At 71.7% G+C, this 21,678-nt stretch carries 18 protein-coding genes; 6 read left to right on the top strand and 12 right to left on the bottom strand.

The annotated features are described in order from the left end of the window. Positions 1 to 89 precede the first annotated feature (89 nt). Complete coding sequence (locus BMZ92_RS30610) at positions 90 to 2,321, top strand: helicase-associated domain-containing protein (protein ID WP_091514711.1); 2,232 nt, start codon at positions 90 to 92, stop codon at positions 2,319 to 2,321. A 264-nt stretch (positions 2,322 to 2,585) separates the two neighbouring features. Here BMZ92_RS30610 and BMZ92_RS38380 read toward each other — a convergent pair whose 3' ends face one another. The 6 genes from BMZ92_RS38380 to BMZ92_RS30640 form a co-directional block, all read right to left on the bottom strand. Continuing rightward, positions 2,586 to 3,425: a DUF742 domain-containing protein gene (locus tag BMZ92_RS38380; RefSeq protein ID WP_245783348.1), complete on the bottom strand. Its 840-nt coding sequence runs from the start codon at positions 3,423 to 3,425 to the stop codon at positions 2,586 to 2,588. An 8-nt stretch (positions 3,426 to 3,433) separates the two neighbouring features. Further along, positions 3,434 to 3,856: a roadblock/LC7 domain-containing protein gene (locus BMZ92_RS30620; protein ID WP_245783349.1), complete on the bottom strand. Its 423-nt coding sequence runs from the start codon at positions 3,854 to 3,856 to the stop codon at positions 3,434 to 3,436. A 139-nt stretch (positions 3,857 to 3,995) separates the two neighbouring features. Continuing rightward, on the bottom strand, positions 3,996 to 4,604 hold the full coding sequence (locus tag BMZ92_RS30625) for a GTP-binding protein (protein ID WP_091514715.1): 609 nt from the start codon (positions 4,602 to 4,604) through the stop codon (positions 3,996 to 3,998). Continuing rightward, a complete protein-coding gene (locus tag BMZ92_RS30630) occupies positions 4,585 to 5,310 on the bottom strand; it encodes a DUF742 domain-containing protein (RefSeq protein WP_091514717.1) in 726 nt (241 codons plus the stop codon). The genes BMZ92_RS30625 and BMZ92_RS30630 overlap by 20 nt, the downstream gene beginning before the upstream one ends. 63 nt (positions 5,311 to 5,373) lie before the next feature. Next, entirely contained in the window at positions 5,374 to 5,826 is a 453-nt protein-coding gene (locus BMZ92_RS30635; protein WP_091514719.1) for a roadblock/LC7 domain-containing protein, read from the bottom strand. A gap of 2 nt (positions 5,827 to 5,828) precedes the next feature. Further along, positions 5,829 to 8,687 carry a sensor histidine kinase gene (locus BMZ92_RS30640; protein WP_091514722.1) on the bottom strand — a complete coding sequence of 953 codons (2,859 nt, stop codon included), beginning with the start codon at positions 8,685 to 8,687 and terminating at the stop codon, positions 5,829 to 5,831. Between the two features lie 270 nt (positions 8,688 to 8,957). On the opposite strand from BMZ92_RS30640, the gene BMZ92_RS30645 reads away from it, so the two are divergent. Both BMZ92_RS30645 and mdlC read left to right on the top strand, forming a co-directional pair. Further along, the gene (locus BMZ92_RS30645) at positions 8,958 to 9,722 is read left to right on the top strand and encodes an ABC transporter ATP-binding protein (RefSeq protein WP_091514787.1); all 765 of its coding nucleotides are present in this window, start codon (positions 8,958 to 8,960) and stop codon (positions 9,720 to 9,722) included. A gap of 2 nt (positions 9,723 to 9,724) precedes the next feature. Continuing rightward, the gene (gene mdlC / locus BMZ92_RS30650; RefSeq protein ID WP_091514725.1) at positions 9,725 to 11,293 is read left to right on the top strand and encodes a benzoylformate decarboxylase; all 1,569 of its coding nucleotides are present in this window, start codon (positions 9,725 to 9,727) and stop codon (positions 11,291 to 11,293) included. Between the two features lie 41 nt (positions 11,294 to 11,334). Here the strand turns inward: mdlC and BMZ92_RS30655 are convergent, their stop codons facing one another. The 4 genes from BMZ92_RS30655 to BMZ92_RS30670 all read right to left on the bottom strand — a co-directional run bounded on the left by BMZ92_RS30655 (position 11,335) and on the right by BMZ92_RS30670 (position 16,785). Continuing rightward, the gene (locus tag BMZ92_RS30655) at positions 11,335 to 12,135 is read right to left on the bottom strand and encodes an ABC transporter permease (protein ID WP_091514727.1); all 801 of its coding nucleotides are present in this window, start codon (positions 12,133 to 12,135) and stop codon (positions 11,335 to 11,337) included. Beyond that, complete coding sequence (locus tag BMZ92_RS30660) at positions 12,132 to 12,896, bottom strand: ABC transporter permease (RefSeq protein WP_091514729.1); 765 nt, start codon at positions 12,894 to 12,896, stop codon at positions 12,132 to 12,134. Before BMZ92_RS30660 ends, BMZ92_RS30655 begins: the two co-directional genes overlap by 4 nt. A gap of 4 nt (positions 12,897 to 12,900) precedes the next feature. Further along, positions 12,901 to 13,911, bottom strand: a complete 1,011-nt coding sequence (locus BMZ92_RS30665; RefSeq protein ID WP_177228941.1) for an ABC transporter substrate-binding protein — start codon at positions 13,909 to 13,911, stop codon at positions 12,901 to 12,903. Between the two features lie 426 nt (positions 13,912 to 14,337). Next, a complete protein-coding gene (locus tag BMZ92_RS30670; protein ID WP_091514735.1) occupies positions 14,338 to 16,785 on the bottom strand; it encodes a sensor histidine kinase in 2,448 nt (815 codons plus the stop codon). Positions 16,786 to 16,981: 196 nt separating this feature from the next. Between BMZ92_RS30670 and BMZ92_RS30675 the strand changes: the two genes are divergently transcribed. Next, positions 16,982 to 17,938, top strand: coding sequence for an ABC transporter substrate-binding protein (locus BMZ92_RS30675; protein ID WP_091514738.1), 957 nt, complete (start codon positions 16,982 to 16,984; stop codon positions 17,936 to 17,938). Here BMZ92_RS30675 and BMZ92_RS30680 read toward each other — a convergent pair. Beyond that, complete coding sequence (locus tag BMZ92_RS30680; RefSeq protein ID WP_091514740.1) at positions 17,935 to 18,582, bottom strand: TetR/AcrR family transcriptional regulator; 648 nt, start codon at positions 18,580 to 18,582, stop codon at positions 17,935 to 17,937. The genes BMZ92_RS30675 and BMZ92_RS30680 overlap by 4 nt on opposite strands. Positions 18,583 to 18,677: 95 nt before the next feature. Between BMZ92_RS30680 and BMZ92_RS30685 the strand changes: the two genes are divergently transcribed. After that, the gene (locus tag BMZ92_RS30685; RefSeq protein ID WP_091514742.1) at positions 18,678 to 19,610 is read left to right on the top strand and encodes an alpha/beta hydrolase; all 933 of its coding nucleotides are present in this window, start codon (positions 18,678 to 18,680) and stop codon (positions 19,608 to 19,610) included. On the opposite strand, the gene BMZ92_RS30690 is transcribed toward BMZ92_RS30685, so the two are convergent. After that, complete coding sequence (locus tag BMZ92_RS30690) at positions 19,607 to 20,227, bottom strand: TetR/AcrR family transcriptional regulator (protein WP_245783350.1); 621 nt, start codon at positions 20,225 to 20,227, stop codon at positions 19,607 to 19,609. The genes BMZ92_RS30685 and BMZ92_RS30690 overlap by 4 nt on opposite strands. A gap of 64 nt (positions 20,228 to 20,291) precedes the next feature. Here BMZ92_RS30690 and BMZ92_RS30695 point away from each other — a divergent pair, with 64 nt between their 5' ends. After that, positions 20,292 to 21,671, top strand: a complete 1,380-nt coding sequence (locus BMZ92_RS30695; RefSeq protein ID WP_091514746.1) for an FAD-dependent monooxygenase — start codon at positions 20,292 to 20,294, stop codon at positions 21,669 to 21,671. The last annotated feature ends 7 nt before the right edge of the window (positions 21,672 to 21,678 follow it).

Below are 21,678 nucleotides of genomic sequence, written 5' to 3' on the forward strand. Positions count from 1 at the left end.
GTCATCCTCCCGTTCGCCTCGCCTGTGAGGCCTTCAGTTTGCCTCAACACGAGCGGTACCCGGAGGCCAGGGCGGTATCCTGGCCTGTGATGCCCGCGACCTCTCTGGCGGACTGGCTGCGATCCGCGTCCGACGACGAGCTGGCCGCACTCCTGCAGGCCAGACGCGATCTGGCCACCCCTCCGCCCTCCGACAGCACCGTGCTCGCCACCCGTGCGGGCACGGCGGGTTCCACCGCACGGGCGATCGAGGACCTCGACACCTTCACCCTGACGGTGCTCGACGCGTTGCTCGTCGCGGACGCCGACACCGAGGCGGTCCCCATCGGGAAGGTGCGCGAGCTGATCGGGGCCGACCCCACGCCAGCGCTCGACCGGCTGCGCGGGCGCGCGGTCGCGTGGGGCGACGACGACGCGCTGCGCGTCGTGCCCGTGGCGCGTGAGATCGTCGGCCCGTTCCCCGCCGGGCTCGGCGCTTCGGTGCCCGAACTGGCCGGTGTGAACCTCGACGACCTGCCCGAGGACGAACGGAACGTGCTCGCCACGCTCGCCGCGGGCCCGCCCATCGGGCGCAGCCGGGACGCACAGGCGGAGGTTCCGCTCGACGAAGCGAAGACGCCGGTGCAGCGCCTGCTCGCCCGCGGTCTGCTGCTGCGGCGTGACGCCGAGACCGTCGAGCTGCCCCGTGAAGTCGCGCTGGTGCTGCGGGGCGGGCGCTCGTGCTCGCCGAACGCGCTGCACGAACCGGAGCTGCCGACCCACCCGCACCAGCAGTCCACAGTGGACGAAGCCGCCGCCGGGGAGGCCGCGGAGTTCTTGCGGCACATGGAATCCCTGCTCACCGCGTGGTCGGAGCAACCGCCGCCGGTGCTCAAGTCCGGTGGGCTCGGCGTGCGGGAGCTGCGGCGCGTGGCGCGTGACCTGGAGATCGACGACGCGCGTGCGACGCTGCTCGCCGAGCTGGCCGTCGGTGCCGGGCTCGTCGGTGACAGCGGCAGCACCACCCCTGAGTGGGTCCCGACGACGCTCACCGATTCGTGGCTCGCGTCCGCTCCGGCTCAGCGGTGGCTCGTTCTCGCCCAGGCCTGGCTGGACCTGCCGCGCCTGCCCGGGCTGGCCGGTCAGCGCGACGCCAAGGACAAGCCGATGGCACCGCTGTCGGACGACCTGCGCCGTCCGCTCGCGCCGATCACGCGCCGCCGGGTGCTGCAGGCGCTCGCCGACCTGCCCTCCGGCGCGGGTGTGCAGAGCGTCGACGAGCTGGTCACGGTGCTGGCGTGGCGCGCCCCGCGGCGCGGTGGGCGCCTGCGTGACGAGACGGTCCGGTGGACGATGGCCGAAGCCGCCACCCTGGGCGTCATCGCGCTCGGCGGGCTCACCACCGCGACCGCGGCCCTGCTCGCCGAGGACCGGCAGGGCGCGCTGACGGCGATGACCGACGCGATGCCCGACCCCATCGCCCACGTGCTGGTGCAGGCCGACCTCACCGTCGTCGCGCCGGGGCCGCTGGAGCCCGAACTGGCGGCGGAGATCAAGACGGTCGCCGACGTGGAGTCGGCCGGGCACGCGACGGTGTACCGGATCACCGAGCAGACGGTGCGCCGGGCGCTCGACGCCGGGCGCACCGCCGACGAGCTGCACGAACTGTTCCGCGAGCGCTCCGCGACGCCGGTGCCGCAGTCGCTGACCTACCTGATCGACGACGTGGCCCGGCGGCACGGGCGGTTGCGGGGCGGGGCGGCGGCGTCGTTCCTGCGCTGTGACGACGAGGTGCTGCTCGCCGAGGTCCTCGGCCACCCGGTGGCGGAGGAGTACGAGCTGCGCCGCATCGCGCCGACGGTCCTGGTCAGCCCGGTCCCGCTCGCCGAGGTGATGGACGGGCTGCGGGCGGCCGGTTTCGCCCCGGCCGCGGAAGGCCCGGACGGGCGCGTGCTGGACCTGCGGCCGAGCGGACGGCGCATCCCGCCGAGGAACCGGCAGGCGCGGCGCGTGCTGCCCGAGCCCAACGGGGCCAACCCTGAGCAGCTCGCCCAGGTCGTCGCGCACCTGCGAGCCGGGGACCGGGCGGCGAGCCGCCGGCGTGGCGCGGAGGTGCGGCTACCCGGCGGTGGCGGCGGCTCGGACACGGCGGCGACGATGGCGCTGCTGGCGCGCGCGACCCGCGAGCGGCGTGAGGTGTGGATCGGGTTCGTCGACTCGCACGGCACGGCGAGCCAGCGCATCGTCACGCCCGCGCACGTCGGCGGCGGGGTCCTGCACAGCACGGACGACGAGCGCTATCCGCTGCACCGCATCACGTCCGCCGCCCTCGTCGAGGACTGAGCTAAAGCCTGTATCGGAGTGGTTTGCGTGGCGGTGCGGGTAGCGGCCCCTCTCGTCTCCCACCACCACCCCTCACGAACGCTCCGCGGCTGTGCCTCCCACCACGCAGGCGCTGTCCTCGCGAGGAACCGCCCACCCGTCGCCCGCCGCCACCCTCAACGGACGCGCTCCGCGCGGCCAACCCCCTTCAAACCCGCGGCGGTGCCGGTTGCTCGGGTGGTGCAAAAGACTGAAAGCGGCGGCTCCACCACTTCGAAACACAACCTAAAGCGCCCGCAGTCCTTCCAGGACCCGTGCCATGAACTCGCGGGACGAGCGGTCGCCGAAGGACAGGCCCGGCTGGTGCAGCACCACGAGTTCGAGGTTGTCCATGTCGCTCACCAGCACCTTCACCACGTTCAGCGGCAGGTGCAGGAACGCGGCGATCTCCGCGATGGACCGCGGTTCGACGCACAGGTCGCAGATCCGGCGGTGCTGCACGGACGCCGCGCCCTGGTACCGGCGACCGCGCTCGCTCGTCGACACCAGCGTTTCGAGCGCCAGCTCGTAGTCGGGCCGCGTGCGGCCGCGGGTGTGCGCGTACGGGCGCATCATCGTCCGCTGGCGGACGGCCGTCGGCGCCGGGGCGGAAGCGCCAGGCCATTCCGTGGCGGCCGGGATCGTGGCGGTTTCCCACTCCCGCGCGGAGGGCTGGCGCGGCCAGTCGCGCTGCGCGTCCGGCCACTCGCGGGCGGGCGGCCAGTCGGCCACGGGCGCGTCGCCCGGCCAGTCGCGGCTCACGTCGGATTCGTCCGGCCACCGCGGCGCGGGCTGGGCGGGCCAGCTCTGGTCACCGGGCAGGGCACGGCGACGGCGACGGCCGCCGCTCTCCACCGGTTCCGGCAGCAGGGGCGGCTCGGTGCGCGGCAGGGGCGGGCGTTCGTCGGCACGCGTGTGGCGCCCGCCTGCCGACGGGCGCTGCCGGGCGTGCAGCGAGCGCACCCGCATCAGCACCGCGGCGCGGTCGAGCTTGAAGCGGGCGGGCGAGTCGAGTTGTTCGCGGTCGGCTCCCTGGTGCAGCGCTTCCCACGCATCGGGGCCGGGGTTCTCGGGGCGGATCGGCATCCCTGTCACTACCCGTGCATCCCACCCTGGAGCTGCATCCGCAGCTCGGGAGTCATCTGCTGCCCGACGCGGTCCACGAGGAGGGTCATCTCGTAGGCCACCGTGCCGATGTCGCAGTTCGGTGCGGCCAGCACGGCCAGGCTCGACCCGTCGCTGATGGACATCAGGAACAGGTAGCCCCGCTCCATCTCGACGACGGTCTGGTTCACGTTGCCCGCCTCGAAGCACCGTGCGGCGCCGAAGGTGAGGCTGACGAGGCCGGACGCGACGGCGGACAGCTGGTCCGCCCTGTCCTTGGGCAGACCGTCCGAAGCGGACAACAGCAGCCCGTCGGCGGAGACGACGACGGCGTGTGCGGCGCCGGGGACCCTGCGCACGAAGTCGGTGATCAGCCAGCCGAAGCTGCCGGTCTGGAATGCCGGGGCGCTCACTCCTACCTCCTCGCCGTCGCTCAAGGTCGCGATTATTCCCTGCCAGGGTATTCCCCCTGGCGTTCTTGTCGACCCGCGAAGACGGGTGGTTCCCATCTTCACCCCAACGGCCGTACCCGGAAGGTGATCGGGCAAACACTCAGCCTGGCTGCAACGCCGAATCCCGCGCGATCGCGTGCTCCACGACCGAGATGAGCACCTGCTTCGCGGATTCACGCTCCCGTGCGTCACACGCGATGATCGGTACGTGGTCGCCGATGGTCAGCGCGTGCCGCACGTCCTCGATCTGGTGGTGCAACAACCGGTCGAAGCAGTTGATCGCCACGATGTAGGGCAGTTTCCGGTTCTCGAAGAAGTCGATCGACGGGAACGCGTCGGCCAGCCGCCGGGTGTCGACCAGCACGACGGCACCGATCGCGCCGAGCGCCAGGTCGTCCCACATGAACCAGAACCGGTGCTGCCCCGGCGTCCCGAACACGTACAGGACGAGGTCCGAGTCCAGCGAAAGCCTGCCGAAGTCCATCGCGACGGTCGTGGTGACCTTGTTGGGGGTCGCGGAGATGTCGTCGACGGACAGGCTCGCCTCCGTCATCTGCGCTTCCGTCGTGAGCGGGTCGATCTCCGACACCGCACCGACCAGGGTGGTCTTGCCCGCGCCGAAGCCGCCGGCGACCACGATCTTGGCCGACTGCGTCGGCCCGTTGGCCGCCGACGTGTTCGCGTCGGAGTCAAATTCTCCGAAGCCCACTGAGCACCCTCTCCATGAATTCGATACTGGGACGATCGCCGACCGTGGCCGCGTTGTGGACGAGGACGAGGCCGAGCCCGGCGACGTCACCGATGAGCACCCGGACGACACCGAGCGGCAATCGCAGGTAGGCGGCCACCTCGGCCACCGAACGCGTGTCCAGGCACAGCCCGCAGATCGAGCGGTGCTCGGGCACCTGCACCCGGTCGAGCGCACGCCCGCGCTCGCTGGTGGACACGAGCGACTCGATCTTCAGGTCGTAGGTCGGCTTGGTGCGGCCCTTGGTCCGGAAGTACGGCCGGACCAGGCCGGACGTCTCGGCCGGCGACGGCGGCATCGCCGTGGGCACCGCCGGGATCGAGGGCAGGCTGGGATGACCACCGACGCCGGGGTTGCTGACCGGACCGGGGCCGGGAGCGACCGGCCGGTAGGCGGGGAACTCCCCGCTCGGCGGCCCGCCGTCGGCGCGGCCGCCGAACAGCTCCGCCCCCGGACCGGACAGCAGCCGGTCGCCGAAGTCGTTCACCCTGTGCTCACCGACCCCGGGGTAGGACGGCGGGCCGCCGAGGTCCTCGGCCTCACCCGCACGCCGCTGCTGCCAGGCGCGGTCCACCCTGGCGCGGAAGCGCGTCCAGTCGTCGTCGGGCGGCACGTTGTGCCAAGGCTCGCCGGCTGCCGAGCCGGAATCGTCGGCGCTTCTGCCCATCCGGTTCCCGTCCAAGTCCGTCGATCGACCCGCATTCACCGCAGTCCCTCCGTGCGCCGCGCGTCACGCGCGAGCGGCTCCCTGGAGCTGCGCCCGCAGCTCGGGCGTCAACTGCTGCCCGACGCGGTCGACCAGGAGGGTCATTTCGTACACCACCAGCCCGATGTCGCTGTCGGGCGACCCCAGCACCGCGAGGCACGAGCCGTCCGAAACCGACATCAGGAACAGGAAGCCGTTCGCCATCTCGACCACGGTCTGCGCGACCGGGCCGCCTTCGAACACCTTCGCCGCACCGCGGGCGAGGCTGGTCAGCCCGGAGGCGACCGCCGCCAGCTGGTCGGCCCTGTCCTTGGGCAGGCCGCGCGAGGCGGCCAGCATGAGCCCGTCCGCGGACACGACCACGGCGTGCGCCGCACCGGGCACGCGGTGCACGAAGTCCGTGATGAGCCAGGCGAAACCGTTCGGCCCGCTCTGCGGCTTGGCGCCTCCCGGTTGCAGGGAACCCGCGCGTGTCACTGTCACTCCTCACTGCCGAACTGGGGCGGGGTCGCGTCCCCGCCGGTCACCGAAACGCTCTCCCCGGACCGCTCGCGGAGGGCGTGCCGGCCTGAGCGGTAGCCCTGCTGGAAGCTCACCATACGTTCGCGGGCGGCGGTGGCGGACCGCGTGATCGCGCTCGCCCCCGGCCTGCCCGACGTCGTGTCGGTGAAGGAGGCACCGCTCGGTGTGCTGCTCGTGGCCGTCACCGAACCCGGCATCAGGTACGCGTTGGGCACCCGCTTGGGCAGGCCGGCCTCGGTCACTTCCTCGCTCTTGGGCTCCAGGAGCGACTGGGCCTTCTGCCAGCCCTCGTCGGCGACGCTGCTCCAGGCGTCCTCGGGCACCGTTTCGACCGCCCGGTGCGCGGCCGTTTCCTCGAGATCTCCCGTCATCGGGCGCTCGGACGCCTCCTCCCCGCGGGTGTCCTGCTCCTCTTCGCCTTCCTGGGTGAACCAGCGCGACACGACCGACTGGTAGATCGGGAGCCGCTTGGTCGGCACGTCGTCCTCCAGCACCCCGCTCTGCTGCACGGGCTGCTCCTCGGGCACCGGCTCCGGTTGGACCACCGGCACGTACTGCGGCTCCCGCTTCGGCAGTTCGAGCGGGGTGAACCGGTTCCCGTTGAGCTGCGGGCGGTTCGCGGGCGCCGGGCCCGCCGAACCACCCCGGCTGAGGAACGCGGCGCTCGACGAACCCGCGACGAGGTCGTCGAGGCTGATCGGCTGCGCGAGCGGGGTCAGCCCGGCCGAGGTCTGCTCGGAGCCGACCGACTCGGGCCTCGGCCGCTGCGCGGGCACCGACGGGATGTCCGGCAGCGAGGTCTCCAGCTGCGACGGCGGGGGCATCGGCGCCTCGGGGACGACCGGCCCGAGCAGCTCGGCCGGCACCACGACGCGGGCGATGACGCCGCCCTCGATGTCCTCGTTCTCCCGCAGCCGCACCTCGATGCCGTGCCGCTGCGCGAGCCGCGCGACCACGTACAGGCCCATCCGCCGGGTCACCGACACGTCGAGGTCCGGCGGGTCGGCCAGCCGCTGGTTGGCCTCGGCGACCTGCTCCTCCGACATGCCGACACCGCGGTCGGTGATCTGGATGGCCAGCGCCTTGCGCCGCGTCACCACGGCGCGCACGCTCACCTTCGTCTCCGGCTCGGAGAAGTAGGTGGCGTTGTCGAGCAGCTCGGCGAGCAGGTGCACGAGGTCGTGCACGGTCAGCCCGCGCACCGCGACCTCGGGGATGACACCGACCTCGACCCGCGCGTACTGCTCGATCTCCGACACCGCGGCGCCGATGACGTCCGCGGCGGGCACCGGCTTGGGCACCGACTTCGCCAGCCCGGCGCCCGAGAGCACCAGCAGGCTTTCACCGTTGCGCCGCAGCCGGGTCGCGAGGTGGTCGAGCTCGAACAGGCTCGCGAGGTGGTCGGGGTCCTGCTCGTCGGCCTCGAGCCGGTCGATGACGCCGAGCTGGCGCTCCACCAGGCGCTGCGAGCGCCGCGAGAGGTTGACGAAGATGCCGTTGACGTTCTCGCGCAGCAGTGCCTGCTCCGCCGCCATCTTGACGGCCTGCTCGTGCACCTCGTCGAACGAGCGGGCGAGCTCGCCGATCTCCTCGCGCGTGTTGATCGGCACCGGTTCGACGGCCTTCGCGGCCGCCTCCATCGGTTCCGGGTCGTCGAGGATCTTCGTGACCGTCTGCGGCAGCCGTGTGTAGGCGATCTCCAGCGCGCTCGTGCGCAGGACCCGGATCGGCTTGAGCATGACCCGCGCGACGAGGAACGTCAGCAGCAGCGCGGCGGCGAGCGCGACGAGCACGATGAGGATATCGCGCCAGGCGGCCATCGTGGCCTCGCTCGCCAGCGACGCCGACCGGGCCCGCACGTCGTTCAGCAGCGCGCTCTCGATCGTGCGCAGCTTGTTCAGGTTGGCGCCGCTGTTGGTGACCAGCTCGTTGCGGTTCACGCCGAGCGGGCCGCCGTTGTCGGCCCGCGCCAGCACGGTCGCGGCGATGCGCGCCCTGCCGTCGACGTCCGGGCCGCTCACGGTGTCGGTGAACTGCTGCACCTGTTCCGGGGTGGCGTTCGCCTGGAACTGGGCGAGCGCGGCGGCGGCGCTGAACTGCGCGGCCTGCGCCCCCTCCAGCAGCAGACCGGAGAACTGGCCGCGCAGCAGCGCGATCTCGATCGCGGCGTCCTCGCGGACCGTGAACTCCTTGAGCTGGCTCAGCGCCTGCACGCTCGCGCCCTCGCGCAGCAGGTTCTGGTCCGTCACCGACGACGTCATCTCGCGGCCCAGCTGGATCAGCGAGTCCAGCACCGAGGAGTAGGCGTTGAACGCGGCCTGCTCGGAGAACGGCGGCGTGTTCACGGACGAGCGCAGCGGGCCGAGCGCGTCGAGGCGCTCCAGGCCGCGGTCGTACCGCTCCTTGCTCGCCGCGTCGTCCACCTTCAGGTCGGCGGTCGACCGGCGGAGGTCCGCCACGGCGACATCGGACTGCTGGATCTGGCTGTTGAGCGCGCTCTGCAGGTCGACGTCGCCGGGGGTGACGATCTTGGCGACCGCCAGCATCCGCTCGCCCTGGAGCTGGTGCACCACGTTGGTCACCTTGAGCGCGAGGTCGACCTGCGCCGTGGTCTGGTTGAGCTGGCCCGCCGTGTGCAGCTCGTCGACCGCCCGCAGGCCGCCGAGGACCAGCGCCGTCACGGTCGGGATCGCCAGCACCAGCGCCAGCTTGGAGCGCAGCTTCCAGTTCTTCAGACCCAGCGATGACCCGGAGGAGGGCGCCGAACTCTGCCGCGCAGGCTGCCCCGCTATGTCTGGGGTGTCTTCTTTCGGCACCGCTGTACCACCATCAATCCCACCAGAAGTGGACCCGAAGCTCGGATTGCAGGTGCAGAGGGTAGCGAAGAGCGGGTGAAGATGTAACCCTTCCTGGGCAACCGCAAGAAACGGTGCTCCAGAAAGAATTTCCGACCTGAGACAATAGGTGCTGCGCGGTCACATTAGACCACTGTGCGTAGTGCTCCTCATCCGAATGGACCTGATCAGGTGATCAACATCACTGGGCTGAGCAAGAACGACCCCGCGCCCGGCGAGACGCCGGTGGCCATGCTCGAAGTCGAAGGACTGAACCACCGCTTCGGCAGTGGTCCGGACGCCCACGCGGCGGTGCGCGACCTGACCTTCACCGTCTCGGCGGGGCAGCTCGCCTGCATCGTGGGGCCGTCCGGCTGCGGCAAGTCGACGCTGCTGCGGTGCATCGCCGGGCTCATCAAGCCGACCGGCGGCAAGGTGCGGTTGCACGGTGACGAAGTGCAAGGTGTGCCCGCGGACCTCGCCGTGGTTTTCCAGGACTACAGCCGTTCCCTTTTTCCCTGGCTCACGGTCGCCGGAAACGTCGAATTCCCGTTGCGGTCACTGGGGATCGGCAAGGAGGAACGGCGCCGCCGCGTCGAGGAGGCGCTGGGCTGGGTGGGCCTCGCCGGTTCCCAGCGGAAGTTCCCGTGGCAGCTGTCCGGCGGCATGCAGCAGCGCGTGTCGATCGCGCGGGCGCTCGCGAGCCGTCCCGCGCTGCTGCTGATGGACGAGCCGTTCGCGTCGGTCGACGCCCAGACCCGGTTCGAGCTGGAGGACCTGCTGCGCACGGTCCAGCGCGAGCAGGGCAGCACGGTCCTGCTGGTCACGCACGACATCGACGAGAGCGTCTACCTCGCCGACCGGGTGCTCGTGCTGTCGTCGTCCCCCGCCACGATCGTCGCCGACCTGCCGGTGGACCTGCCCGCGGAACGCGACCAGATCACCACGCGCGAGTCCGCGGAGTTCGTCGCGCTGCGGGGCGAGGTGGCCCGGCTGCTGCAGAAACGAGCGGCGTGACGATGCCGGTCACCGTTCGCGACGCCGTGCGCGCGCTCATGCGCGAGTGGAAGCTGACCACGGTCTTCGGCAACCCCGGCAGCACGGAACTGCGGTTCCTCGCCGACTGGCCCGACGACTTCCGGTACGTGCTGGGCCTGCAGGAGGCGAGCGTCGTCGCGATGGCCGACGCCTACGCCCAGCTGACCCGCAACGCTGCCGTCGTCAACCTGCATTCCGCAGGAGGCGTGGGGCACGGGCTGGGCAACCTCGTGACGGCGTTCCACAACCGCGCGCCCCTGATCGTGGTCGCCGGCCAGCAGTCGCGGTCGCTGCTGCCCGCCGACCCGTTCCTCGGCGCGCTCGAACCCACGGAGTTCCCGCGGCCGTACGTGAAGTGGGCGTGCCAGCCGGCGCGGGCCGAGGACGTGCCCGCCGCGTTCGCGCGCGCCTACCTGCTCGCCACGCAGGCCCCGGCGGGGCCGGCCTTCCTGTCCGTTCCCGCCGACGACTGGGACGAGCCCGCCGAGCCGGTCCCGGCGCCGCCGCGGCTCGCGAGCTTCGCCCCGGACGAGACCGCGCTGGCCGAGGTGGCCGCCGCGCTGAACGCGGCGCGCAAGCCCGCACTGGTCGTCGGGGCCACTGTGGACGGTGACGACGCGGTGCCGGAAACCGTTGCGCTGGCGGAGAAAACCCGGGCCGCGGTGTGGGCCGCGCCGTTCTCGGCCCGCAGCTCCTTCCCGGAGGACCACGACCTGTTCGCCGGGTTCCTCGCCCCGAACCGGGCCGCCGTCGCGACCGCGCTCGCGGAGTACGACGTCGTGGTCGTGCTGGGCGCGCCCGCCTTCACCTACCACGTCGTCACCGGTCCCGGACCCGCCATGCCGCCGCTGTACGTGCTCAGCGACGACCCGCAGGTGCTCGCGCGGGCGCCGATGACGGCGGGGGTGCTGACGACGCCGCGTGCGGGCATCGCGCGGCTGGCCGAACTGGTGTCCGACACGGGACGTGCGGCACCGGCACCGCGGCCGCGCCCGGCCCGGCTGCCCGAACCCGCCGCCGGTGAGCCGCTGACCGGCGCGTTCGTCTACCAGACCCTCGCGGACCTGCTCCCCGAAGACGCGCTCGTCGTGGAGGAGGCGCCCACGCACCGGCAGGACATGCAGCAGCACCTGCCGATCCGCTCGCGGGGACGCGGCTTCCTGACGATGTCCAGCGGCGTGCTGGGGTACGGCCTGCCCGCCGCGGTGGGCGCCGCGCTGGCCGAGCCGGGGCGGCAGGTGGTCGCGGTGCTCGGGGACGGCAGCAGCATGTACAGCATCCAGGCGCTGTGGACCGCGGCGCGGCAGCAGACGCCGGTGACGTTCGTGGTGCTCGACAACGGCGAGTACGCGGCCGTGCGCCGCCACGCCGTCCGCAGCGAGTCCGGGAAGGTCCCGGGGATCGAACTGGGCGGCCTCGGCTTCGGCGACCTCGCGAAGGGCCTCGGCTGCGCGGCCGCGGAGGCCGGGACGGCGGACGAGCTGCGCTCCGCACTGCGGAACGCGCTGGCCGCCCCGGTCCCGACGGTGGTGCACGTCCGGCTGGGGTGATTTCGGTGCGGCTCCGCCGTTTTCGGACGGCGGAGCCGCTTTCAGTCCAGCACCTCCGAGCGGAAGCCGGGGTGCCAGGCGAGCGCCCGCCGCTCCGCGACGGTCAACAGCAGGTTGGACACGTACCCGAGCACGCTGACCAGCACGATCCACGCCCACATCACGTCGAGCTCGAAGCCGAACTGGGCGTTGATCAGGCGGTAGCCGATGCCGCTGTCGCTGCCCGTCAGCTCCGACACGATCATCAGGATGATCGCGATCGCCAGCGCCAGCCGCAGCCCCGCGAACACCTTCGGCAGCGCCGCGGGCAGCACGACCCCGAAGATCCACCGCCTGCCGCCGATCCGGAAGGCCCGCGCGGTCTCGATCTTCACGTCGTCCACCGACCTGGCCCCGTCGATCGTGTTGAGCAGGATCGGCCAGATCGTGCCCCACAGGATCGTCACCAGCTCCATCCGCGTCCCGATGTGGAACATCACCAGGAACACCGGCACCAGCAGCGTCGCGGGCACCGAGCGGGCGAAGAAGAACATCGTCGAGACGTAGTCGGTGAGCACGGGCGAGCGGCCGAGCGCCAGCCCGAGCGGCACCCCGACCGCGATCGCGATCAGCCACCCCGCCAGCAGTTTGCCCAGGCTCGGCAGCAGGTCGTGCGTCACCGCGTCGGTGACCCACAGGTGCGCGGCCGGGCCGGAGAACCACACCCGCCCCGCCGCCTCCGCGATCCGCGTCGGCGACGGGAAGTACGGGTTGTCCGCCAGCACCGTCAGCAGCTGCCACAGCAGCAGGAACCCGGCGAACACCGCCCAGCGCCGGGCGAAGTCACGCCACCGCGTGCTCACACCGCACCTCCTGTCGCCGCCCAGCCCAGCCAGCGCCGCTGGGCGCTGAGCAGTGCCGTGTTGACGAGGTAGCCGGCGAGCCCGGTGAAGATCGTCCCGGCGAGCACGATGTCCATCCGCAGCGAACCGCTGCCCCAGTGGTAGACGAACTGCCCGACACCCACGCTCGTCCCCGTCAGGAACTCGGTGCTGACCAGCACGATCAGGCCGATCGCCGCGGACAGGCGGATCCCCGTCAGCACGAACGGCGCGATGCTCGGCAGCACCACCGCGTACACCAGGCGCGGCCGCGGCGTGCGGAAGGCCCGTGCGGTGTCCAGCACCTGGCGGTCGATCTCCGAGATCGCGTACACCGTGTTGAACAGGATCGGCCACACCGACGCGAATGTGGCGAGCGCGATCTTCATCTGCGCCCCGCTGCCGAGCACCAGCGTCGCCAGCGGGATCAGCGCCACGGTCGGCAGCGGTCTCAGGAACTCGATGAGCGGGCCGGTGACCAGCCGCAGCGGCCGGATGCTGCCGAGCAGCAGGCCGAGCGGGATGGCGATGACCGAGGCGAGCAGGAGCGTGATGAGCCAGGCCAGCAGGGTCGCCGCGACGGCCCGCTGGAACTCGGCGTCACCGAACAGCGCGAAGAAGCGCGTGATCACGGTGGACGGCGGGGGCAGCACCCCGGCCTTGACCACACCCGAGCGGCTGACCGCCTCCCACAGCAGCAGGAAGACGGCCAGCCCGGCGAGCCGGCGGAGAACGGTGCGCATGGGATCAGACTTGGGGCGTCGGCACGATCAGGTTCGCGGCGTCCAGCTGCGCGGTCATGCCACCGTAGTTCTGCAGCAGGGTGATCACGCGCTGGAGCTGCGTGGGGTTGGTGGACGTCGGGAACGTGTCGATGTTGAGCAGCGTCGCCGTCGCGGCGTCCACACCGGACAGATCGGGCAGCACCTGCGCGACCTTCGAGCGGTCCGCCGCGTCGCGCTGCGCGGGGATCATGGCGCGCTGGAACGCCGCGACCGTCTTCGGGTTCGCTTCGATGAACTTGGTCGTCGCGATGTAGCCGGTGTTCGGGATGTTCGCCGTCGAACCGGTGACGATCTTCATGACCGGGACCAGCCCCTGCTTCTGCTGCGCCGTGGTCAGGTAGGGCTCGACCTCGACCCCGGCGTCCAGCTGGCCGCTCGCGATCGCGGCCGGGATGTTCGGGAACGTGACCGGCTGGTAGGACACCGAGTTCGGGTCGACGTCGTTGTCCTTCAGCGTGGCGCGCACCAGCAGCTCGGCCGCCGACTTCGACGCCTGGATGCCGACCTTCTTGCCGACCAGGTCCTTCGGGCCGCGGATACCGGAGTCGGGCTTGGCGATGACGAGCTGCGAGGTCTCGTTGGCCGTGTCGCCGTCCACCACGATCTTCGCGTCGAGCGACCTGTTGGCGATCGCGGTGAAGAACGACACGTAGTTGATCACCGCGAAGTCCAGCTCGCCGTTGATCAGCGCCGGGATCGCCTGCGGGCCCTGCGCGAAGGGCTTCAGCGTGACCTCGAGGCCCTCGTTCTTGTAGTACCCGTACTTCTCCGCGAGCTTGCTGCCCACGCTGCCCTGGCTGCTGAGGATCCCGACGGTGATCTTGCTCTTCTCCACCGGGCCGGAGCCGTTCCCACCCGAGGACGACTTCGAGTCCGAGCCGTTCAGCACGCTGCAGCCGGTGGCCACGAGCGGTGCGGCGAGGGTGGCGCCAAGGGCGAGCCGGAGCACGCTCCGACGGGTGGTATTGCTCACGTTAGCTGACATTTTTACGACGCTCCTGACGCGGCGTATCGAAGGACGAATATCTGACTACTCCATGTGATTCGGTGAGTGATCGACCATCCCCACCGAGACCTGGCCGGGCGCAACCTACCGCAAACGCCGCTTCCCGCAACACCCCGATTTGATCATGATCCGGTATCGGTCACGCCCCGTCCGGCAATGTCCCCGCGAGGGACCTGACCTGCCGGTAGGCCGCGTAGCGCCCGTTTTCGCCCGCCCCGCCGAATGGCGCACGAAAACTGCGCGGAAACGGGTGTTCCCAATAGGACGTTCAGCCGAATGCGGTGATCACACCGAGTCGGGAAAGAAGCAAGGCGACATTTGCCGAGGGCAAGTCGAAGCAGGGCCCCCATTCCGGGAGCCCTGGGATTGCCGGTCACACCCGCGCCGGGGCGGTCACTGCGCGGGCGCGTCCTCGCCGTGCCGGGTGGCGCTGCGCGCCTCACGCGCGCGGTTGAAGCCGTCCTGCAGCCGCGCCATCCGGCCGCGCACCGCCTCGGGGTCGAGCTGGAGCGTGGGTGGGTCGGCCGGCTCCGGCCGGGCGTGCCGCGCCCCGTTCAGGCGCGCCGCGATGGGCCCGCCCTCCTCCGGGGTCTCCTCCGGCGGGGGCACGGGCGCGTGCTCCCCCGTGTAGAACCACTGCGACAGCACCGCCTGGTACGCCGGCATGCGCTCGGTCGGCTCGTCGTCCTCCAGGTAGTACCGCTCCCGCTCGTCGTCGTCCTCCGACGGCCAGTCCGGGGTCTGCTCGTCCACGACGGGCACGCGGGGCGCGGGCTCCGGGATCGCGGGCAGCGCCAGCGGCCCCTCCGCCACCTCGGGCTCGGGTTCCTCCTCGACGACGACGGGCTCGGGCTCCGGCCGCGGCGGCTGCGCCACCACGAGGTCCGCGGGCACGACGACCGTCGCCACCAGGCCGCCGCCGTCCGCCGAGCGCAGCCGGACCCCGATGTCGTGCCGCGCGGCGAGCGACGCGACCACGAACAGGCCCATCCGGCGGGACACCTCGACATCCACCTCCGGCGGGTTGGCCAGCCGGGCGTTCGCGCGCTGGATCTCCGGCTCGGGCATCCCGGCGCCGGAGTCGGTGATGTGCACCTGCCACGCGCCGTCGTCCCCGACCGCGCTCACGACGGTGACCGTCGAGTCCGCCGGGGAGTACAGCGTCGCGTTCTCCAGCAGCTCGGAGATCACGTGCACGAGGTCGCTGCACGCCTCGCCGCGGATCGCCAGGTCCGGCGCCGCCGTCAGCTCGATCCGCTGGTAGTGCTCCACTTCGGACAGTGCCGCACCGATGATCTCCTCGGCGGGCACCGGTTCCGTGCGGTCGTCCCCGAGGTCCTGCCCGGACAGCACGAGCAGGTTCTCGCTGTTGCGGCGCATCCGGGTCGCGAGGTGGTCCAGTTCGAACAGTCCGCCCAGCGTTTCCGGGTCCTGCTCGTGGGCCTCCATCCGGTCGAGCACGGCGAGCTGCCGCTCGACGAGGGCCTGCGTGCGGCGCGACAGGTTGACGAACATCGCGTTCACGTTCTCGCGCAGCAGCGCCTGTTCGCCCGCGAGCCGCACGGCCTCGCCGTGCACCGCGTCGAACGCACGCGCCACCTGGCCCAGCTCCTCGCGGCTGAACACCGGCACCGGCTCGATCCCGCGCCGCCGCGCGGCACCCTCCGGCTGCGGGTCGGCGAGGATGTTCTCGACCGCCTCGGGCAGCCGGTGCTCGGCGACGTCGAGCGCGGTGCGCCGCAACGCCCGCAGCGGCCGCAGCAGCGAGCGCGCGATGATCACCGCCAGCACCGCGCACAGCACGAGCACGCCCAGCACAACCCCCGCGTTGGCGATCGCGGACCGGCGCGCGCCGGTCGCCAGCGCGTCGATCTTCGTCTGGGTCTCCGCCTGGAGCGCCTGCTGGACCTGGTAGGCGAGGTTGATCGTGTAGGTGGCGGCGGTGTCCCACTGTTGCGGGTCGAGCCCGCTGAGGTTCTGCCCCATCTCGGCACGGGTGATCGCCGACTCGACGAGGTTGTTGCCGGTGTCGACGATCAGCCCGATCACCGTGTCGTCGTACATCCGCTGCTCGGCGGGCGTGGCGAACTTCCGGAAGTCGTTGCGCGCGGCGTTGAGCTCGGCGTCCGCACCGAGCAGCGCCCGCAGCTGGTCGGTGGACAGCCGGTTCTCCTGCAGCGCCTCCGCGAGCAGCGCGCGTTTGACCGACATCTGGTCCTTCACGCGCGCGAGCGCGCTCGCGGCGAGCCGCAGCCGGGACAGCTCCGGGTCGCTGACGTCGGCGACGGACTGGTCGGACAGGTCGAGCACCCCGCCGATCAGCTCGCGGTAGGAGCGGAGCGTGGCGTCGGCGGGGAGGCTGGAGTGCTCGGTCGCGAACCGCAGGCCCGTCAGCACGGTCAGCCGGGCCAGCGTGGACTGCAGCTCGGTCACCCCGGTTTCGGACAGCTTCGGCCGCTCGGCCCCGAACTGCCGGTCCACGGTGCCGATCGCCGCGTCCACCTTGGCGCGCTGGTCCCGCAGCTCGCCGAGGTCGCCCTGCCGTCCGCCCGCGACGAACCGCACGCTCAGGTCCCGTTCGCGCTGCAGCTGCTGGACGAGGTCGTTGACGCCCGCGCGGACGCGCCCGTTCGCGGACAGCTCCGCGAGTTCGTCCGCGTGTGCCAGGTCCTGCCGGACCTGCAGGCCGACGAGGCCGAGCACGGTGACCGCGGGGATCGCCAGCACCGCGATCAGCTTCGTGCGCAGCCGCCAGTTGCGCAGCCGCCACCGGCTGCCGGCCCTGATCTCCGGCCGCCGCTCCGGTGCGCCACCGTCGGGACGCTTGCGCGGACGGGCCATCGACTTCCTTCGTTCGCTGCTCGGTTGAATACGCACCGTTACCGGCACGAAGCCGTTAACCTACTAGAGAGGAACCGGGCTCGTGCACGTCCGAGTCGCTCTCTACTCTCGGTGCGATCCGTCGGCGATGGTATTGGGCCTGCATCCTAAGCTCCACCTCCGACCGATGTTTTCCTTCGCCCGGCAGGGGGGTCGCATGCGGACAGTAGCGATCTTGCTGGTCGCCGTCCTCGGCCTGCTCACCGCGTGTGACACCTCGGCGGGGACCGGGCCGCAGGGGGGTCAGGGCCGGCTGGAACGGGCGGACCTGCGGGTCGGCGTGGGCAACCCGATCGACACGGCCCCGCTGCGGATCGCGGTCGCTGACGGTTCGTTCACCCGCGCCGGCCTGCACGTCGAGCTCGTCGAGACGGCGGATCCGCTGGGTGACCTGACCGCGGGGAAGGTGGATGTGGCGTTCGCCACGGACGTCGCGCTCTTCGCGGCGGCGGCCCGCGGCACCCCCATCCAGCTCCAGGGCGAGGCGTACACGTCGGCGCCGTTCACGATGGCCCTGGTGACACTTCCGGGCTCGACGTACACCGAGCTGTCGAGCCGGAAGACCCCGAAGATCGCGGTGGACCAGGAGAACGACCTCGGGGCACTGGCGGCCCGCTCGATGTTCGCGACCGCGGGCGGGGATCCGACGAAGATCAAGTTCGTGCCACGGTCCTATCCGGACATGCCGGCGGCACTGCGGGACGGCTCCGCGGACGCGGCGCTGATGACCGAGCCGTACATCACCAAGGCGCAGCAGGAGCTCGGCGCCAGGACGCTGGCCGACTCGTCACGCGGCGCGACGAAGGACTTCCCCGTCTCGGCCTACGCGGCGAGCGGGTTGTTCGCGCAGGCCAACGTGCACACGCTCGCGGTGTTCCGGCAGGTGCTCGCGGACGCGCAGCAGCGGGCGGCCGACCAGTCCGTCGTGCGGCAGGCGCTGCCCCGCCTCGCGGGGATCGACGACACGACGGCGGCCCTGATCGCGCTCGGCCAGTACCCGACGTCGCTGAGCGGTGTCCGGCTCCAGCGCGTCGCCGACCTCATGCACAGCATGGGGATGCTCAACGCCCGCCTCGACGTCCAGTCCCTCCTGCCGAAGGACGGAAACCCCTAGCCCGCCGCCCGGGCGGCCGCGACGCGGTCCGCGATGTGGTCGATGACCACGTTGACCGCGCGGCGGTAGGGGGTGGCGTCCCGGTTCACCTGGGACAGCAGCATGCCGCCCTGGATCGCGGCCAGCAGCGCGACCGCGAGCGCCGAGACGTCCTCGTCCGCCGGGAGGTCGCCGCGCTCGCGCATGCGGGCGAGCCCGGCTTCGATCGCCGCCTGCCACGCGGCGAACCCCGTGGCCAGGCCGAGGCGGGCCGAGGGGTCGATGTCCGACAGCTCGCTCGCGAGCGAACCGATCTCGCAGCCCCCTTCGCAGTGCACCGCGTCCAGGCGGACGGCAGCGCGCTCGCACCATTCACGCAACGCCTCGACGCTGTCGAGGTGGTCGAGCAGGGGCCGCTGCTGTTCGAGCTTCACGGTGCTCTGGTACTCGATCACCGCCGCCGTGAGGCCCTTCTTGTCCCCGAAGTAGTGGTAGATCTGCGAGGCGCTCACCTGGGCACGGCGCTGCACGTCGGGGATGCTCGTGCCGGCCACGCCCTGCTTGAACATCAGCTCGGCGGCCGCGCGCAGGATGCGGTCTCGCGTGCGACGGCCACCCTCGGTGCTCGCCGCCTTGGCCCTGGTCTCGACACTGCGCGTCGCCATGGCAACCAGCCTAGCAAAGATTGGAATTGACTTTCCAATCTCGCGCTTCCTACGGTTGGAGAGATCATTCCAAGCGACCCGGAAAGGCGAAGCTCATGGCTCTCGACCCCCAGATCCAGACCGTGCTCGACGACCTGCCCGCGACCCCCGCGGCCAACACCCTCACCGTGGCGGAGAACCGGGCCGCCGGGCTCGCGTTCACCTCGTTCGCCGGAGACGTCGTCCCGGTCCGCGAGGTGCGCGACACCACCTTCCGCAACGGCGACCACGACGTCCCGGTCCGCATCTACACCCCCGAGACGGTCCCGGGCCCGGCCGCGCCGGTGACGGTGTTCTTCCACGGCGGCGGCTGGGTGTTCGGTGACCTCGACAGCCAGGACCACTTCGCCAGGATCGTCGCGACGCGGTCGAAAACGGTCGTCGTCTCCGTCGACTACCGGCTGGCGCCGGAGCACCGGTTCCCGGCCGCCGTCGAGGACGCCTACGCGGCGCTGCGGTGGGTCGGGCAGAACGCGGGCACGTTCGGCGCCGATCCCGAGCGGATCGCCCTGTTCGGGGAGAGCGCGGGCGGCAACCTCGCCGCCATCACCGCGCAGGAAGCGAAGCGACGCGGCGGACCGGCCGTCACCTTCCAGGCCCTCGCCTATCCCGCGACCGACCGTTTCGACGACAGCGCGTCGATGTACGACCACGCCGACGGCCCCCTGCTGACGCGCCCCTGGCTCGAATGGTTCTGGGGCGCCTACCTCAACACCCCCGACGAGGGCGCCGACCCGCGCGTCTCTCCGCTGCGCGCGCCGGACCTCACCGGGCTCCCGGCCGCGTTCATCGTCACTGCCGAGCTGGACCCGCTGCGCGACCAGGGCATCCGGTACGCGGACGCGCTCCGGGAGGCCGGGGTGCCGGTGACACACCGGCTGGTCGAGGGCGTGCCCCACGCGTTCCTGTCCTTCACCCGTGACGTCCAGGTCTCGCGCGACGTGCTGAACGAGATCGGCGACGCCATCGGCGCGGCCTTCGCGGACTAACCCAGTCCGGCGCTGCCGAGGCCGTTCAGCAGGAGCGAGAAGCTCAGCTCCGCCGCTTCGACGGCCTCCGGGTACGCCTCATCGGCGCTGGCGCCCGCCGTGATCCGCGCGTTGTTGTCCAGCGCGAGCCGCCACCGCACGCCGCTGAGCTGGTCCGCCGCCAGGTCCGCGACCAGCGGCGGCACGTCCGCCACCTCGCGCAGCGCATCCGCCAGCGCCCGCGTGCCCGAGGCGTGGAACGTGACCATGCGGTTCATCAACGCCGGCGTCTCCTTGATCAGCCGGTACAGGGCGAGCACCTCGGGTTTGTCCGACAGCCCGGTGATCGGGTCGCGCTCGCGGAGCCCTTCGAGGAAGTGCGCCCGCAGCGCGGCCACCGGTGGCTCCCGCCGGGCTCGGACGACCCGGGCGTTCTCGAACTCGTGGTCGGCGAGCCGGTGCACGACCAGGTCTTCCTTGGTCGGGAAGTAGGCGAACAAGGTCCGGCGCGAGACCTCCGCCGCCTCGGCGACCTGCGTGATCGACACCTGGTCGAACCCGGACTTCAGGAACAGGGTGATCGCGGCGTCCGAAATCGCCTTCCGCGTCCGTTCCTTCTTCCGCTCCCGCAAATTCACACCCCTCAGGCTAGCACTCGGTGCTATCTTGCACTTAGTCTACTTATGCACTGAGGAGAGTGAAATGGACGTGCTGATCGTGGGCGCCGGGCCGACCGGGCTGGCGCTGGCGTACGAACTGCGGCTGGCCGGCGTCGAGACGGTGGTGGTCGAACGGCTGCCCGAGCGCCTGGAGCAGATGAAGGGCGGCACCCTCCAGGCCCGCACGGCGGAGCTGCTCGACCACCGCGGCCTGCTCGGCCCGCTGCTGGCGCGCGCCCTGCCGCGCAACACCGAGGGCGGACACTTCGGGCTGCTCCCCGTGCCACTCGACGCGAGCCCGTGGCGGACGCGCTACCCGACCCCGATCTCCGTGCCCCAGTGGGTGGTCGAGGAGGAACTGGAGCGGGCGGCCGGAGTGCCCGTGCTGCGCGGACGCGAGGTCACCGCCGTCGAGCAGGACGACGAAGGCGTCACCGTCACCGCGGGCGGCGAGACGTTCCGCGCCCGCTACGCCGTGGCCTGCGACGGCGCGCACAGCACCGTCCGCCACCTGCTCGACCTGCCGTTCCCCGGCCGCTCCGGCACCTACCGGGCGGTGCTCGCGGACATCCGGCTGTCCTCGGCGTCCGCGCTGGTGCCGGAGCAGGCCGGGCACATCAGCAAGCTCACCCGCGAAGGCGGCGACTACTGGGGGATGCTCGTGCCGCTCGGGGAGTCGAAGTACCGGTTCACCTTCGGCCGCCAGGGCGAGACGGCCGAGAACGAGGTGCAGGAGGCGCTGACCGCCATCTACGGCGAGGAAACACAGCTGGCCGAGGTGCTCACCAGCTCCCGCTTCGGCGACGCCACGCGCCAGCTGGAGCAGTACCGGTACGGGCGGGTGCTGTTCGCCGGGGACGCCGCGCACATCCACCCGCCGCTGGGCGGTCAGGGCCTCAACCTGGGCGTGCAGGACGCGGTCAACCTGGGCTGGAAGCTCGCCGCGACGCTGTCCGGCCGCGTCGACCTGCTCGACACCTACCAGGACGAACGGCATCCACCAGCCGCGCGCGTGCTGCACCACACGTCGGCACAGCGCGTGTTCGCCAACCCGAAGCCGGAACCCGATGTGGTGGCGCTGCGGGACATCTTCACGGACCTGCTGCGCCTGCCCGACACCAACCGCTACCTCGCGGGCATGATGTCCGGCCTCGACGCCCCCGGCCGCATCCCCGACCTCGACCTCGTCACCGACCAGGGCCCGACGCGGATCGCGGAACTGCTGCGCTCGGGCCGGGGACTGCTGCTCGACTTCGGCGCCCGGGACTGGCCGGCGGGCTGGGCCGACCGGGTCGACGTGGTGCACGCGAAGGCCGACTGGGACCACGACGCGGTGCTGCTGCGCCCGGACGGTGTCGTGTGCTGGGCCGGCGAGGGGCCGGTCACCGCCGCGCTGACCAGATGGTTCGGGCACGCCGTATAAAGGATGT

It is taken from the genome of Amycolatopsis sacchari (assembly GCF_900114035.1).
GTDB classification, from domain to species: Bacteria; Actinomycetota; Actinomycetes; order Mycobacteriales; family Pseudonocardiaceae; genus Amycolatopsis_E; species Amycolatopsis_E sacchari.

Coding starts and splice junctions, on each gene's coding strand:
- BMZ92_RS30670 (WP_091514735.1), bottom strand. CDS start 16,785: ATGGCCCGTCCGCGCAAGCGTCCCGACGGTGGCGCACCGGAGCGGCGG.
- BMZ92_RS30680 (WP_091514740.1), bottom strand. CDS start 18,582: ATGGCGACGCGCAGTGTCGAGACCAGGGCCAAGGCGGCGAGCACCGAG.
- BMZ92_RS30685 (WP_091514742.1), top strand. CDS start 18,678: ATGGCTCTCGACCCCCAGATCCAGACCGTGCTCGACGACCTGCCCGCG.
- BMZ92_RS30675 (WP_091514738.1), top strand. CDS start 16,982: ATGCGGACAGTAGCGATCTTGCTGGTCGCCGTCCTCGGCCTGCTCACC.
- BMZ92_RS38380 (WP_245783348.1), bottom strand. CDS start 3,425: ATGCCGATCCGCCCCGAGAACCCCGGCCCCGATGCGTGGGAAGCGCTG.
- BMZ92_RS30660 (WP_091514729.1), bottom strand. CDS start 12,896: ATGCGCACCGTTCTCCGCCGGCTCGCCGGGCTGGCCGTCTTCCTGCTG.
- BMZ92_RS30695 (WP_091514746.1), top strand. CDS start 20,292: ATGGACGTGCTGATCGTGGGCGCCGGGCCGACCGGGCTGGCGCTGGCG.
- BMZ92_RS30610 (WP_091514711.1), top strand. CDS start 90: ATGCCCGCGACCTCTCTGGCGGACTGGCTGCGATCCGCGTCCGACGAC.
- BMZ92_RS30630 (WP_091514717.1), bottom strand. CDS start 5,310: ATGGGCAGAAGCGCCGACGATTCCGGCTCGGCAGCCGGCGAGCCTTGG.
- BMZ92_RS30645 (WP_091514787.1), top strand. CDS start 8,958: ATGCTCGAAGTCGAAGGACTGAACCACCGCTTCGGCAGTGGTCCGGAC.
- mdlC (WP_091514725.1), top strand. CDS start 9,725: ATGCCGGTCACCGTTCGCGACGCCGTGCGCGCGCTCATGCGCGAGTGG.